At 35.7% G+C, this 14,853-nt stretch carries 14 protein-coding genes and 1 pseudogene; 7 read left to right on the top strand and 8 right to left on the bottom strand.

From position 1 onward, the window contains the following. Nucleotides 1-15 precede the first annotated feature (15 nt). Nucleotides 16-2,436, bottom strand: coding sequence for a TonB-dependent receptor plug domain-containing protein (locus tag GFU89_RS09145; RefSeq protein WP_318846834.1), 2,421 nt, complete (start codon nucleotides 2,434-2,436; stop codon nucleotides 16-18). A 331-nt stretch (nucleotides 2,437-2,767) separates the two neighbouring features. Further along, nucleotides 2,768-3,352, bottom strand: a complete 585-nt coding sequence (locus GFU89_RS09140) for a hypothetical protein (RefSeq protein WP_318846833.1) — start codon at nucleotides 3,350-3,352, stop codon at nucleotides 2,768-2,770. A 172-nt stretch (nucleotides 3,353-3,524) separates the two neighbouring features. Here GFU89_RS09140 and GFU89_RS09135 point away from each other — a divergent pair, with 172 nt between their 5' ends. Further along, complete coding sequence (locus tag GFU89_RS09135; RefSeq protein WP_318846832.1) at nucleotides 3,525-4,016, top strand: DinB family protein; 492 nt, start codon at nucleotides 3,525-3,527, stop codon at nucleotides 4,014-4,016. 226 nt (nucleotides 4,017-4,242) lie between these two features. Here GFU89_RS09135 and GFU89_RS09130 read toward each other — a convergent pair whose 3' ends face one another. Further along, nucleotides 4,243-5,196 (bottom strand): YafY family protein, encoded by a 954-nt coding sequence (locus tag GFU89_RS09130; protein ID WP_318846831.1) that lies wholly within the window; start codon nucleotides 5,194-5,196, stop codon nucleotides 4,243-4,245. Nucleotides 5,197-5,291: 95 nt separating this feature from the next. Here GFU89_RS09130 and GFU89_RS09125 point away from each other — a divergent pair, with 95 nt between their 5' ends. Both GFU89_RS09125 and GFU89_RS09120 read left to right on the top strand, forming a co-directional pair. Then, nucleotides 5,292-5,864 carry a Crp/Fnr family transcriptional regulator gene (locus GFU89_RS09125; RefSeq protein ID WP_318846830.1) on the top strand — a complete coding sequence of 191 codons (573 nt, stop codon included), beginning with the start codon at nucleotides 5,292-5,294 and terminating at the stop codon, nucleotides 5,862-5,864. Nucleotides 5,865-5,985: 121 nt separating this feature from the next. Beyond that, complete coding sequence (locus GFU89_RS09120) at nucleotides 5,986-6,450, top strand: carboxymuconolactone decarboxylase family protein (RefSeq protein WP_318846829.1); 465 nt, start codon at nucleotides 5,986-5,988, stop codon at nucleotides 6,448-6,450. A 50-nt stretch (nucleotides 6,451-6,500) separates the two neighbouring features. Here GFU89_RS09120 and GFU89_RS09115 read toward each other — a convergent pair whose 3' ends face one another. Continuing rightward, a complete protein-coding gene (locus GFU89_RS09115; RefSeq protein WP_318847165.1) occupies nucleotides 6,501-8,228 on the bottom strand; it encodes an ABC transporter ATP-binding protein in 1,728 nt (575 codons plus the stop codon). A 505-nt stretch (nucleotides 8,229-8,733) separates the two neighbouring features. Further along, nucleotides 8,734-9,459: pseudogene (lptB, locus tag GFU89_RS09110) on the bottom strand (LPS export ABC transporter ATP-binding protein); the annotation flags it as partial. 153 nt (nucleotides 9,460-9,612) lie between these two features. Between lptB and GFU89_RS09105 the strand changes: the two are divergent. Further along, a complete protein-coding gene (locus GFU89_RS09105) occupies nucleotides 9,613-9,906 on the top strand; it encodes a TM2 domain-containing protein (protein WP_318846828.1) in 294 nt (97 codons plus the stop codon). A gap of 79 nt (nucleotides 9,907-9,985) precedes the next feature. Here the strand turns inward: GFU89_RS09105 and GFU89_RS09100 are convergent, their stop codons facing one another. After that, on the bottom strand, nucleotides 9,986-10,132 hold the full coding sequence (locus GFU89_RS09100) for a bacteriocin-like protein (RefSeq protein WP_318846827.1): 147 nt from the start codon (nucleotides 10,130-10,132) through the stop codon (nucleotides 9,986-9,988). Between the two features lie 132 nt (nucleotides 10,133-10,264). Next, complete coding sequence (gene hemB, locus GFU89_RS09095; protein ID WP_318846826.1) at nucleotides 10,265-11,254, bottom strand: porphobilinogen synthase; 990 nt, start codon at nucleotides 11,252-11,254, stop codon at nucleotides 10,265-10,267. Between the two features lie 118 nt (nucleotides 11,255-11,372). On the opposite strand from hemB, the gene GFU89_RS09090 reads away from it, so the two are divergent. From GFU89_RS09090 to GFU89_RS09080, 3 genes are all read left to right on the top strand, one after another. Then, nucleotides 11,373-11,723, top strand: a complete 351-nt coding sequence (locus GFU89_RS09090; RefSeq protein ID WP_103231678.1) for a T9SS type A sorting domain-containing protein — start codon at nucleotides 11,373-11,375, stop codon at nucleotides 11,721-11,723. A 107-nt stretch (nucleotides 11,724-11,830) separates the two neighbouring features. After that, nucleotides 11,831-12,742, top strand: a complete 912-nt coding sequence (locus tag GFU89_RS09085) for an ATP-binding cassette domain-containing protein (RefSeq protein ID WP_318846825.1) — start codon at nucleotides 11,831-11,833, stop codon at nucleotides 12,740-12,742. Between the two features lie 4 nt (nucleotides 12,743-12,746). Then, complete coding sequence (locus tag GFU89_RS09080; protein WP_318846824.1) at nucleotides 12,747-14,057, top strand: ABC transporter permease; 1,311 nt, start codon at nucleotides 12,747-12,749, stop codon at nucleotides 14,055-14,057. Nucleotides 14,058-14,168: 111 nt separating this feature from the next. On the opposite strand, the gene GFU89_RS09075 is transcribed toward GFU89_RS09080, so the two are convergent. Beyond that, nucleotides 14,169-14,840: a porin family protein gene (locus tag GFU89_RS09075; RefSeq protein ID WP_318846823.1), complete on the bottom strand. Its 672-nt coding sequence runs from the start codon at nucleotides 14,838-14,840 to the stop codon at nucleotides 14,169-14,171. Nucleotides 14,841-14,853 lie beyond the last annotated feature (13 nt).

The following is a 14,853-nucleotide window of genomic DNA, read 5'->3' as shown; positions in this document are numbered from 1 at the left end:
TCATTTATTTATAGATTAAAAAGTATAATTAACATTTAGCTGAAAAATTGTTCCGCTAAATCCAAACTGGTTCACCTCCCAAGGATATTTGAATCTTCCTCCAAGATCTGTTACTACATCTCCTTTACTATCTATTACATCCGGATAAATATTAAATAAATTATTCACAACTCCGGAAACTTTAAGGTCATTGGTGATTTTATAGGTTAAAACGATGTCTGTAATTACCTTACCAGAAAATGTCTGATCTTTGGCCGGATCAGTTGCGTGTTGCCATGTAACAGAACCAAAATAAGTATTATTTAAGTTAAAATTAAACTTTGAAATATCATACGAAAGACTAAGAATAGTTTTTGTTTTTGGTCTTGCAGAGGTAATTCTGGATTGTTCTTTTCTATCAAAAAAGTTTTCTGAGTAACCATTTTCAGCCAAAATATTCGGAACAGCAATATTATCTACTATTTTAGTTTCGTTATAATTGAAAGCAGCAATAACTCCCAATCTTCCTTTGCCAATAGCGGAAGTATAATAATTTGCGACGAAATCTACCCCTTGAGTAACTGTATTGACAGCATTCGTGAAAAACTTCAGGGAAGTTATTTTATTATTGTCTAATATTACTTCCACAGGGTTTGTTATGTCCGGACTTCCCGGAGCACCTGTTTTATAACCAATATCTCCTGAGAAAAGTACCCGGTCTTTAATTTTTATTCTATAATAATCGGCAGTAATCGTAAGGTTTTTAAAAGGTTTTATGGCAAATCCTCCAGTAATGTTAAAGGCTTTTTCAGCATTTAATTTTGGTACACCAAGATCAGATCTTACAATTTGAGAATCATTATTAAAAGTACCCTGATTAGCTACAGTATTCCCTGTAATTTTGGTTTGAACATTGGAATAATAAATCTGGTGTAATGAAGGTGCCCGGAATCCTGTAGAAACAGACCCACGGAAAACTAATTTATCATCTAACAATTTATATCTTGCATTTCCTTTCCAGGAAACGTTATTTCCAAAATCACTAAAGTTTTCATATCTCACAGTTCCTCCAATCAACAGGTCTTTCGTAATATCCCATTCAGCATTCATATAAGCTCCGATATTCTGACGATTTTTATTGACTTCATTCTGAGGCTGCAGTCCTGGAAATGATTCTGCACCACTTCCTATATAAGATGCTTCCTCTCCCGCTTTCGCCTGATAGTTTTCATTGCGCACTTCTGCTCCAGCTCCTAAAACAAGCGCACCAAAATCCCGGCTGATATCTATGTTTCCTATAATATTACTGAACTGATGGCCACCTGCTTTAAAACGGGTTGGTGAATTGTTACCCAAAGATGTATTAATAGTGTTTCCTACTACATAATCTACTGCATTAGAGCCAAAGGTTGCACTCCCATCAAAACTCCATTTACCAAACATTCCTTTCCATCCGGAAGTTAAATTATAATCATAAACATCTGTTTTAAATTCCGGTTGAAATCCATTATAAGGTTGTCCTTTTGGAGTTAATAAACCAAAATCTGAAGCTACCCAATAAGGTGTTCTATACAAACCATAGCTAGTTCCATTTCTGTAAGTTGTACCACCAAAAGCATAAAATTTGCCCGTTTCACCTGTCGGCAATTCAAAATTTACAAACATGTTAGCAACTCTTGTCTCCGGCAGCCCTATAATCATTCCTAAACCAGGATTAGCCTGCGTCCAGGCATTATCCACACCAAAAAGTCCGTCTTTTGTAACAGATCCCGCACGGTTAGTTTTATTTTGGGAAGAATATCCCAATGTAAGATTCAAACTTCCATTTTTTGCAACTTTGATTCCTGTATTAAAATCTGCTCCGATATTAAAGCCGTCTCCTTCCGAAGTAATACCTGAAAAAAGGTTGACTGTACTTTTTCCAACGCTGTTTTTAAGAATAATATTGATCACTCCTGCAATAGCATCAGAACCATATTGTGCAGAGGCACCATCTCTCAATACCTCTACATTCTGTAAGGCGGCAGATGGAATACTTTTCAGATCTGTACCTACCTCACCTTTTCCTGGTGTATCATTTACGTAAATTAAAGCACTTTGATTTTTTCTTTTACCATTTACCAAAACCAATGTTCTGGATGGCCCTAATCCTCTTAAATCTGCCGGATCAAAGTGAGCCGTTGCATCAGAAACAGTTTGTTGTGATGAATTAAAAGAGGGTACAGCATAGGTTAAAGCTTTATCAAAAGTAATTTGCCCTGTAGATTTTAGCTGTACTGCCGAAATATTATCAATAGGAATTGCTGAAGTAATGATGGTTCTGGGCTTAGTTCTACCCGTTGTAACCACAACTTCATCTATTTTATTTTGTTTTATGCTGTCCTGAGCATATCCCATGGCACCAGCTCCGCTTAATACCAGTGCACAAATTTTCTTATTAAATAATTCCTTTTTCATATCAATTGACAATTATTCAATAAATCTAGTAAAAATATCACTATTAAATATAAAAATAAATCATATGATATGAATAATATTCCATAACCACGCAAATGATGTTTATTTACAAAAATCAATAAATTCACAAACACCAAGTAATTTATTAATAATATAAAAAGAAATGTAGTAATAATTTCCTAATTATATCTGAAAAAGCGATTAACTTACACCAGAGAATAAATATGATTTCATTCTTTCTGATAAGTAGTTTTCCTAGCTTGAGATTGCTTCACCTATGGCTCGGAATGAGTGTATATAAAAAATGGCCGTTAAAACGGCCATATCCAAATTATTTATTTACCTCTACGTATTGTATGATGGTCTGATTTTTTGGGTTGTAGATAATTGTACTACTGTTGGGAAACCTTTTCAATTTATAATATTGAATGTTTTTATCGGATTTTATATCTTCCAGAATACTTGTATCAAAGGTATTATCAGGGAGAAATTTTGATAAAAGACTAATTTTATCAATAATGTTTTGCCCATCAATCTTACGGGCTGTCTTTTCTGATTTACTTTCATCAGACGTTGGCTGGCCTTCTAAAAACGGGAGTAACACGGCAATGTCTACTTTGTATTTAAAAATGTAACCTTCAGATCTTCCCGGGATTTTAATTTTTTTTCCTTTTTCTTCAGAAACAATGGCTGCACCTGTACCAGGGAAAACCGTATTAAACTTAACGTCTTCGGAGTTGGTTAAGGAATTTATAGATTCATTGACAGTCTTTTTTACTGTTTCTTCCACAACCTGCTGTGTTTTTTGCTGCACAGTTTCTGTTGTTTTTTGAACAGTCTGATCAATTTTCTCCTCTATTTTATTGCATGATACTAATAAAAAAGCGGTAACAACAGGCAAAATATACTTCTTCATAATTCTAATAATAGCGTTTTTTGTTATTAATATCCTTCCTTCTAACGGAAAAGTAGGTCAGGATATTTTAGCAAAGAAAAAAATATTTTTTCAAAATCAAAAATCCTACTGACAAACTGTTGTCATAACCATCTATTACCTTTGTATCAACAACAAACAAAACAAATACATTATGACAACTACAGCAACAGCCACAAAACAATTCATGACTTCTGAACAGATATTAAACGACTGGCAGGGACACAGAAATCTAACGAGAAGAGTAATTGAATCTTTTCCTGAAAAAGATTTGTTTGAATTTTCAATTGGCGGAATGAGACCGTTTGCAAAACTGGCAGTAGAGCTGATTGGTATTGGCGGACCTGCTTTAAAAGGAATTGTTGAAGGAACTATGGAAGCTTACAATGAAGAAGCTTTTAATCCAAAAACAAAAGAAGAACTTTTAAAAAAGTGGGATGAAGAAACAGGTGTAATCAACCATTATTTTAATATGATTTCTGAAGAGCGTTTCCAGGAAACTTTTAATTTATTTGGAGAATATGAATTCCCGGTATATCAGAACATCCTTTATTTTGTAGATAACGAGGTTCACCACCGCGGGCAGGGATATGTTTATCTGAGAGCTTTAGGAATTGAACCACCTTTCTTCTGGGAAAGATTTTAATTTTAAATAAAAGTGAAGCGGTAAAATTGCAAAAAGGCGGAAATCATGAAAAATACATCTGCAATGTCATTTATCAACAGTGGTTTTCCTCCATCTCAACAACTTATATCATTTTTTGCGACTAAACAAATTTAGCTTTTTTGCGATCTTGCCCTTGGCTTATTAACCATTTCATTTATTTGCCTCAATTAAGTCTTTAAACCTCAACAATTACTCTGTTGGGGTTTTATTGATGCCTTTCTGCCATTTTTACAAGCAGTTCGTTCAATCTGGCACGAAGACTTTCAGGCTCCAGGACGGTAGCGTAGTCTGCGAAAGTGATAAGCCAGCGGGGAAATCCATCACTGATCCATTCTGTTTCAAAAGTAAGTTCTACCCCTTGATCAGTTTCCACTTCTTCTGTCAATCCATAATATTTTTTAGAATTCACCAGATGAGACATTATTTTTTTGTCTACCAACAGTTTGGCTTTGACTTTATTTCCGTTCGATTTTCTCCGATAATCATTCACCTGTCCATATTCCTGTAAAAAGGGATTTAAGGTTTTTGAAATCTCTAAAATCCGGTCTATCCGGAATTGTCTGAAATCTTTTCTCAAGGTACAGAATGCCATGATGTACCAAAAATTAAACTCAAAGAACATCCCGACAGTTTCAATGGTTCTGTTGTCTATTCTTCCATCTACCGTCTGATATCTTATATTCAATTGGGTTTTGTCTGCGATGCTTTCTAAAATAATAGGAATCACATTTTTAAGAGAATCTCCGGAATCGGTATGAAAACTAAAAACATCAATCTGTTTTTCAATATTCTGAATCAAATTTTTATCAGAATTTCTCAATACTGAGCGTACTTTTTCCATGGCTGCCTGATAATGGCTTCCTAAACTTTGATGGGAAAATTTCTGCATCAGCTTTTCGGCAGTAATGAAACTTAAAACCTCTTCTTTGGTAAACATAATGGGAGGAAGTTTGTACCCATCCATTAAAGAATAGCCATTACCTGCTTCGCCTACAATGGGAATCCCCGCATTTTCCAGGGTTTTTACATCACGGTAAATGGTTCTGATACTTACATCGAACTTTTCAGCCAGATCCTGTGCCCGAACAATAGGTTTAGATTGTAATTGGGTAAGAATAGCGGTTACCCGATCAAGTTTTTTAAGGTAGTGATCGTTCATTATATCACAAAGCTAAAATTCTTTTTCGAGGTATGTCTTATAAATGGGATTGCTTTTTTTATTAATTTTATTTTTCACAAAACAGTCTCTTCTTTATGCATCACACTCATTTCATTCAGTCTATTGAAAAAATTTTAAAACCGGAACAGGCAGTGATAGACGGGCTTGTTTCTCATCTGGAATCCAAAACTTACAGAAAAGGTGATTTTCTGTTAAAAGGCGATGAAACCTGCAAATATTTTTATTTTATCGAAAAAGGACTTGTCAAACTATTTTTCGACAATGGTGATAAAGATTTTATTATGACATTTTTTGCAGAAAATGCTTTCTTCGCTGAGTTGAGTGGTTTTCTTACCGGACAGCCGTCAAAATACATGATCGTTGCTCTGGAACCCACTGAAGTTCTTCGTATACACAAAGATGTTATTGAAGGATTATGCAAAAAATATCACACGGCAGAAACACTTTTCAGCAAATTGTACTCAAAAGCTCCGGTGAATATGATGGGAAGAATCAGTGAAATGCTGGAAGACGACGGGAAAAAACGTTATCATAATTTCATGAAACAAAGACCTGATCTTATTCAGCGTATCAGTCTTGGAGATCTGGCAGACTATATTGGCATCACTCAGGTTTCTTTAAGCAGAATCAGAGCGCAGAAGTTTTAGAGGAAAGGAAGCTTCTCTCTTCCAGCTTTTAAAATCTTTCCTTATAAAATTTATCATTTGTAAAAAAAATCAGGAAAATACAGTTCTACATTTGTCACATAATTAATCAAAAACAAATATTATGTCACAAAGAATCAACGCATTTGCGATCGGAAACAAGGCTGTAAATGCACTTCACAACATGGGATTTCAGGTACAGAATTCATCACTGGACAATTCATTTCTTGAACTGATGTATTTCCGGGTTTCACAAATGAACGGATGTGCTTTCTGCCTGGATATGCATTCCAAAGAATTAATAGCAAAAGGTGAAACTGAACAGAGAATATTTCTGGTAAGCGCCTGGAGAGAATGTTCGTTTTACACAGATAAAGAAAAAGCAGGACTGCTATGGGCTGAAACTTTAACGGCTTTAAATGGTAAGGAAGTGAGTGATGAAATTTATACTAAGGTAAGTCATTATTTTTCTGAAACCGAAATCGTAGATTTAACAATGGCAGTTATTGCGATCAACAGCTACAACAGGATAAATATTGCTTTCGGAGCGGATGTAGGCACCTATCAGGTTCCGGAAAAAGCGCATTAAACGATTGTTATGAAAATCAAAAACTCAGCCTTTCCGCTGAGTTTTTTTATTTAATTTTCTTTAAAAGTATTCACCAGTTTATCAAGATTCAGGCTGCGGGCTGATGCATCAAATATCTCCCGGTAAGTACCTTCTTTATTGTAAAGTTCATCATGAGTTCCATTTTCTACCACTCTTCCTTTTTTCATCACATAAATGATATCCGAATCCAGAATCTGTGACAGGGAATGAGAAATGATGACAACAGTTCTTCCTTCTTTTATGGCATCCAGAGAATTCTTGATCTGTTCGGTGGCAATAGCATCAAGGCTGGCTGTAGGTTCATCCAGAAAGATAATCGGAGGATTTTTCAGAAACAGCCTGGCAATAGCAATTCTCTGCTGCTGTCCACCGGAAAGCTGCGTAGCATCATGCAGGTATTGATCCGGAAGATCCATGATCTGTTCATGGAGATAAGCTTTTTTTGCAGCCTCCTGAATTTCTTCAAAACTTGCATTCATGTCTCCATAGCGGATATTATCTTCTATGCTTCCCTGAAAGATGTGATTTCTCTGAAGTACCAGCCCAAGATCACTTCTCAGAAAAGTATTGTCAAATTCATTAAGATTTATGCCGTCCAGAAGAATTTCTCCGGAATCAGGAAAATAAAATTTGCACAAAAGATTAATGATCGTTGACTTTCCTGCACCGCTCAATCCTACCAAAGCTGTCGTTTTTCCGTTTTCAATTTTCATAGAAACATCATGTAGAGCTTTTGTACCATTGGGATAAGTAAAATCAACATTTTTAAGTTCAAAAGTTCCTTTGATTTGTTTTTCTACAAAGGTTCCGTTTGATTCGGTTTCGTTATCTGCATTCAGGATATCAAAATACCCTTCAGCATAGATCATGGCATCATTCATATCATCATAAATCCTGTGCAGCTGGCGGATAGGTGCCGAAACGTTGTTGAAAAGCATAATATGAAGCATGATAGCACCGATCGTCATTTGCTGATCCAAAACGAGATAAACGGTTAAAAGAATGATCAAAACAACTCCGAACTGTTCAATAAACGTTTTTAATCCATCGTAAATAAAATTAGTTCTTCTTGTGATCATCTGGCTTTCCATCAGTTCCATCTGAAGATCATACTGTTTTTTTCCTTCAAATTTTTCACGGACAAAACTTTTAATGACCATAATGGAATTGATCAGATTCAGAAGTCCCGAGGTCTTTTTTTCTCTCTGATTTCTAAGCTGCCGGCGTACTCCGTTCAGTTTTTTTGCCTGCAGGGAACTGATGTAGAAATAAATCGGAACAATAATCGTAGAAACAAGCCCCACATACACATTCTGCATATACATAATGATCAGCGCAATAATGGCATTGGAAAAGAGTGGTAGAATATCAATAAAAAAATTCTGTACCAGTTTTGTCAAGCTTTCTATCCCACGGTCTATTCTGATCTGTAATTTTCCGGATTCATGATTTTCATCGTTAAAATAGGCAACTTTATAAGTTAAAATTTTATCAATAGCTGACTGAGCTAACACAGAACTCACATTGATTCTGATTTTTTCACCATAAAACTTCTGTCCGAAATTGATGAAAATATTGAGCAGTTCTTTCCCCAGCAAAATAATTGAAATGATGATAAGAATATGAATTCCCTCTGTCATCGGATGTGGGAGATGGGTAAGATTGGTGACCTCATCTACCGTATATTTCAAAACAATCGGGTTTACCTGTGCTGCAAGAGCGCCCATAAAAGTAAGAAACAAGGTTCCGTAAATCATAGGTCGATAAGGTCTGATGAATGGGACAAGCTGTTTATAGATTCCGAATAAGGTTACGGTTCTGTTAAAAGGTTTAGCCATAGAAATCATTTTTAAATGAAAAACGTACCGCTTTCAAAAGAAAAAGGTACGTTTTATTATGATGTTCAGCAAATAAATGCTTTATATTTTATCCTTCAAACAGATAAGTTGTAAGATAGTGCAGTTCTTTTGTGCTGGCTTCTTTAGACTCTGACTCTGCCTGTTCCAGAGAATATTGGGAATTGATTTCTTTTTTCTGGAAAATAAATGAGTTGTTGGCATTCTTATCTATAACTTCATCAAAGATATGCTTAATTTCAGGGTTTCCTAGTGAAGCAAAACTAATATCTTCAAAACCGTACATCCGTCTCAAATCATCAAACTGACTAAAATTTTCACTGACAAATCCCTGCAGCTGCCCTTTTGAATCAAAGTTTCCTGCCCATATGTTGTAGGCGTATTTTTTCTTTTTAGGTTTATCCAAAATACTCTGATACACGAAGTTTTCACCAAGATAGGCTTCTCTTACCTGCGGATCATTGGCAAGGTCTTCCGGAAGTCCTTCTTTCAGGATCTTTCCTTCAAACATGATATAGGTTTTGTTGGTAATTGCCAATGTCTGCTGTACGTTATGGTCGGTAATCAGAATTCCGATATTTTTATCGACGAGGCTTCTTACGATTTTCTGAATATCTTCAACAGCAATGGGGTCTACCCCTGCGAAAGGTTCATCCAAAAGAATAAAGTTCGGGCTTGTAGCAAGACAACGTGCGATTTCGGTTCTACGTCTCTCTCCTCCGGAAAGAAGATCTCCTCTGTTTTTACGGACATGCTGTAAAGAAAATTCTTCCACCAGTTCATCGCATTTCATCTGTTGCTCACGTTTTGAAAGCTTGGTCAGCTGCAATACACCCATAATATTTTCTTCTACAGAAAGTTTTCTGAAAACCGAAGCTTCCTGAGCAAGATATCCGATTCCCTTTTGGGCTCTGCGGTACATTGCATCTGTAGTAATCTCCTGTTTATCCAGGAAAATTTTTCCTGAAGTGGGCTTAACCAACCCTACGATCATATAAAACGATGTGGTTTTTCCTGCTCCGTTCGGACCTAGCAAACCAACAATTTCTCCCTGTTGAACCTGTACAGAAACGCCTTTTACAACTTTTTTAGGACCATATTCCTTGATTAAGTTTTCTCCTCGTAAAATCATAGGACAAATATATCAAAAATATAAACTTCACTTCTATGTTAATATCAACTTGTTGATTTAAATGTAAACTTGTTCACTTCCAAATCATTGTAACTTTTCACTATTTTTAACTACTTATCGTAAAACATCACAATCAATTATAATCATTAAGAAATGGAAAATTACGGTTACACCAAAACAGAAAATGGACAAAACCAGCAAAGCAACGTCCCATACCGTTCGGAAAAGAAACTTCCTGCGGCTTTATTGGGAATTCTTGTGGGCTGGCTGGCTTTAAATAAGTTTTATCTGGGCTATACAAAAGAAGGCGTTATCCAGTTAATCCTAAATATTGTTACTTTAGGAGCAGCTTCTGTGATCCCTTTTATTGAAGGTATTTTATATCTTTTTATGAGTGACAAACAGTTTGACGACACTTATGTGTACGGGAAAAAAGGTTGGTTATAACAATATTAAATCATCAAGTTATTTAAAATAAACAGGCTGTTCTTATCTGAACAGCCTGTTTATTTTTATATTGAAATGATTAATCCGGCGGGCAAGCTAAATGATTAATTGTACATGGATGCCAGATTCCTTTACACCATGTCCCGCAGCTTGGATTATCAATAATCACTTCTCCACCTTTGATTTCCTTCAATTGATTTCTTTCAATCTTTTTTAGATTTCTCATAAATAAATTCTTTTGATGTTTTAATTATTTTCGTTTCTCGAAATTAGCTTTACTCAAAAGTATATTTTTTATTTACGCGGAAGTTTTCAAATCAGCCCATTAACTTAACATTAACGTTGCTATCTTAACCGTTTATTTATTCAAAAGGATAGCCGCTTCTTTTGCAAAATAAGTAAAAATCATGTCCGCTCCTGCTCTTTTGAAACAAGTTAAACTTTCAATGATCGTTTTGTCATTATCCAGCCAGCCGTTCTGAGCAGCCGCTTTTACCATGGCATATTCTCCACTTACATTGTATACTGCAATCGGAAGATCAATAGTTTCACGTACTTTGGAAACAATATCCAGATACGGAAGTCCCGGTTTGATCATAATAACATCCGCTCCTTCGTCAATATCTTTAAATACTTCATTCAGTGCTTCACGGGTGTTGTGGAAATCCATCTGATATGTTTTTTTATCTTTCGGAATTTCCATGTCATCTTTTGGAGCACTGTCTAAAGCACTTCTGAAAGGTCCATAGAAAGAACTTGCATATTTGGCAGCATAGCTTACAATTCCTACGTCTGTAAAACCGCTTTGTTCCAATGCTTCACGAATTACCTGTACTCTACCATCCATCATATCACTTGGCGCCACAAGATCTGCTCCTGCTTCTGCATGGGATACTGACATTCTTGCCAGGGCATCATTGGTAGCATCATTGATAACTTTTCCGTTTTCAATGATTCCGTCGTGTCCGTAAATTGAATAGGGATCCAGTGCTACATCAGGCATAACAATCATTCCCGGAACGGCATCTTTGATTGCTTTGATTGTACGCTGCATCAATCCGTCCTTGTTCCATGCTTCTTTTCCTGTATTGTCTTTTAGGTGTTCGGACACTTTCATGTACAAATTGACAGCTTTTACTCCTAAAGAAAATAATTCCTTACATTCTTTCACCGTTAAATCTATACTCCGCCTAAAAATACCCGGCATAGATGGGATTGCCTCCTCCTTGTTTTCGCCCTCCATTACGAAGATCGGCATTACAAAATCATCAGTTGTAAGCACATTTTCTCTTACCAAACTTCTGATAGATTCATTAACTCTAAGTCTTCTATTTCTTGAATGTATCATTTTGGAATACTTTTTGAATAAGTTTCTACAAATTTAATATAAGTTCTACAAAAAACTATTGTATGAAATTATAGAATTTATTACATTTGTTACATATATTCGAGAAATTATAAATTTGATGAAAAAACTTTTACTTTTATTTCTATTTGTAGGCACTTTTGTTGGATTTTCCAACAATTTAAAAGCTCAGCTTAGAGAGCCGGGTTCCATCACTCAGAAAGCGGATGATGGGGTGTTGCTTGCTTATCCAAATCCTGCAAAGGATTTCCTTATCATTAAGGCAAAAGATTCTTCTTTAAGAATCAAAAGTGTGACTTTTTATTCTATTTTGGGTATGCAGGTCGCTAACTATACAGTGAATATGAATTCCGGTGAGATTAATATTGAAAAATTGAAACCCGGAAAGTATATGATCCGATATATTTTAAGCGACAACACGCAGAAAGTTACTCAAATCGTGAAACAATAAATTAAAATCCTGATAATCATCAGGATTTTTTCTTTTACATTAATTCTGTTTTAATATTTCCGTAACTTTCGGGACTTTCTTATACTAATTGTAAAAAGAACAATTTAATGCTAAAAGCTGAACATATTAAAAAGACCTACAATGCCGGAAAAAAGGTCGCCCTGGATGATTTCAGCATCCATGTTCCAAAAGGCAGTATTTATGGCCTTTTAGGACCCAACGGAGCCGGAAAAACTTCTTTTATCCGTATCATTAATCAAATTACTCAGGCAGACTCCGGAGATATCTTCATCAACGGGCAAAAACTGAATCCAGATCATATTAAAGACATCGGCTATATGCCCGAAGAAAGAGGATTGTACAAAAACATGAGTGTTGGTGATCAAATCCTATATTTCGGGGAACTGAAAGGGATGAGTAAAAGCGATGCTCTGAATGAAGCCAAAAAATGGTTTGAAAAACTGAACATCGACCAATGGTGGAAGAAAAAGCTGTCTGAACTTTCTAAAGGAATGGCACAGAAGATCCAATTTGTAGTAACCGTTCTCCACAGACCACATCTTTTAATTCTTGATGAACCTTTTTCAGGTTTTGATCCCGTAAATGCCAACTTAATCAAAGATCAGATCATTGATCTTAAGAATAACGGAACAACCATCATTCTTTCTACCCACAGAATGGAAAGTGTAGAAGAGATGTGTGATTATGTTGCTCTGATCAACAATTCTAAAAAAATTATTGACGGAAGGGTTTTTGACGTAAGGGAAAAATTCAAGAAAAATATTTTTGGAGTTACACTTTCTGAAGTCAGTAACGACCAGTTTGACAATTTTAAGAATAAGTATGACATCTTCAATGTATCAAACGAAAATAATCTTGTTTCTTTTGATCTGAAAAATGAAGAGAGTCAGAATAATGTTCTTCTTGATCTTGTACAAGTGGGTAAAGTGAGATCGTTTGACGAAAGAATTCCTAGTATGAATGAAGTGTTCATTAATGCTGTAAGTAACCATCCTTAATTTTATGAATAATATTTTTTTAATTACCAAGAGAGAATTTCTTACACAGGTTAAGAAAAAATCCTTCATCATATTAACACTGCTGGCGCCCATAATGATCATTGCTTTTGGAGCGGTGGTTGGCTTAATGTTCAAGGCAAATGAGTCACACAGTATTATAGAAGTGGTTGATAAGAGCGGATTGTTTATGAATCAGCTTAAATCTAATGATAAATTAAATTACGTTTTTGTTTCTGCCGCAGATGAAAAATCCAAGATCAACAATTTAAAAGGAAATGAATCTCTGGATGGTATTTTGATTCTTCCGGAATTGAAAGATCAGAATTTCGATGCGCTTGAAAAAGAGGCAAGACTTGTGATCAACAGTAAAATAGGATTTGACACCAAGCAGAAAATTGTTTCTGACATCAGCAATGTTGTTAAAAAAGAAAAAATCAAACAATTGGGTATTCAGGAGACTCAGCTAATTGATCTTGATAAAAGCTTCGCATTAAAGACCATTAATGTTACGGATAATAATAAAGAGGATTCCGATCTGGCTTTTGGAGTGAAATCCGGACTGAGTATGATCCTGATGTATGTTACCTTTATGTTTATCATTATTTATGGGGTAAGGGTAATGCGAAGTGTACTTGAGGAAAAGAACAACCGTGTTGTAGAAATTATTATTTCTTCTGTAAAACCTTTTGAGCTGATGATGGGTAAGATCCTGGGGGTAACGATGGTTGCACTGACACAGTTTCTGATCTGGATCACCATGTCTATCATAGGAGCACTGGTCTTAAATACTGGTTTCTCACCTCTTCAGAAGGGTATTCCGGGTGGAAATGACGAGATTGCAAGTAAACTGGATGTGGGACAGCTGGCTACTCAGATCTCGCACAGTTTGCTGGAACTGAATTTCCCACTGATTATTTTTGTATTCATTGTTTTCTTCCTTTTAGGATATATTTTTTACAGTTCTATTTATGCAGCAATTGGTTCTGCAGTAGATAACGAAACAGAGACACAGCAATTTACTTTATTTGCAATTTTACCTTTAACATTGGGAATGTATGGAAGCTTCACTCTGATGAACAATCCTGACGGACCACTAGGCTTTTGGCTGTCAATCATTCCGTTTACTTCACCGGTTGCTATGATTGCGAGAATTCCATTTGGAGTTCCTGCCTGGCAGATTGCATTGTCCATTGGATTATTACTGACAACCACTATTTTCATGATCTTCCTGGCCGGAAAAATCTATCGTGTAGGTATTTTGATGTATGGCAATAAAGCTACTCTAAAAGAGCTTTGGAAGTGGATAAAAGGATAAATAAGCGAAAGGACTAAGAAGTAAATATTACCCATCAGCCTTTTTACAATTTTATAATAAAAAAATCCCGGAAAACTAAGTTTTCCGGGATTTTATATATTCTGAGATATTCTATTTGAATATATAGCTTAAAGTAAGTGCAATTACCTGTTCTGATTTTTTCTTATCACTACCTCCTTTTTCTTTTACAAGACCAGGGTAAGTATCAGAAAGTCCTAAATCATATTTCAAAGCTACTTCGAGTTGTCTCTTATAGCTATACCCTACGCCTAGTCCAAGTCCCCAGTTAAAGCTTTTTGCTTTTCCGTTTACTCCTGCCGGTTGTGTAGGATCAGTAACGTCCGGATCATAGTAAGGTCTTCCTACAGGAGGATTCTTTACGTCCTGACTTACCAAGAAGTTAAATCTAGGCCCAATCATTCCAAAGAATTCTGATTCAGCTTCAGAAAAGTATCCTTTGAAATAAAGTGGTACACTCAGATAGTTATTGGCATATACTGCATCGTAACCATCTTTACCTTTAGCATCTTTATCTTTCCCGGTTTCTCCAGCACCATAGTACAGGACTTCAGGTTGTATAAAGAATTGGTTTGCCTTCCCTACGGGGATCAAAGCCAAAGCTCCACCTTGGAAGGTATATCTTGGGCCAGAGGGATTGTGGGCATTTGCTACTCTTGAGTAGTTTAAACCTGCTGTAAGACCGAATCTTGTATTATTCCATTGCACCTGTGCAAAAGATAATGCAGAAAGCGTCAAAGCTGAGGCTAATAAAAGTTTTTTCATATGATGTGGTTTT

Origin of the sequence: Chryseobacterium sp. JV558, from assembly GCF_033712365.1 — a bacterium.
In the GTDB taxonomy this organism is placed as follows: Bacteria; Bacteroidota; Bacteroidia; order Flavobacteriales; family Weeksellaceae; genus Chryseobacterium.
This window is presented reverse-complemented; position numbering and strand designations above follow the sequence as displayed.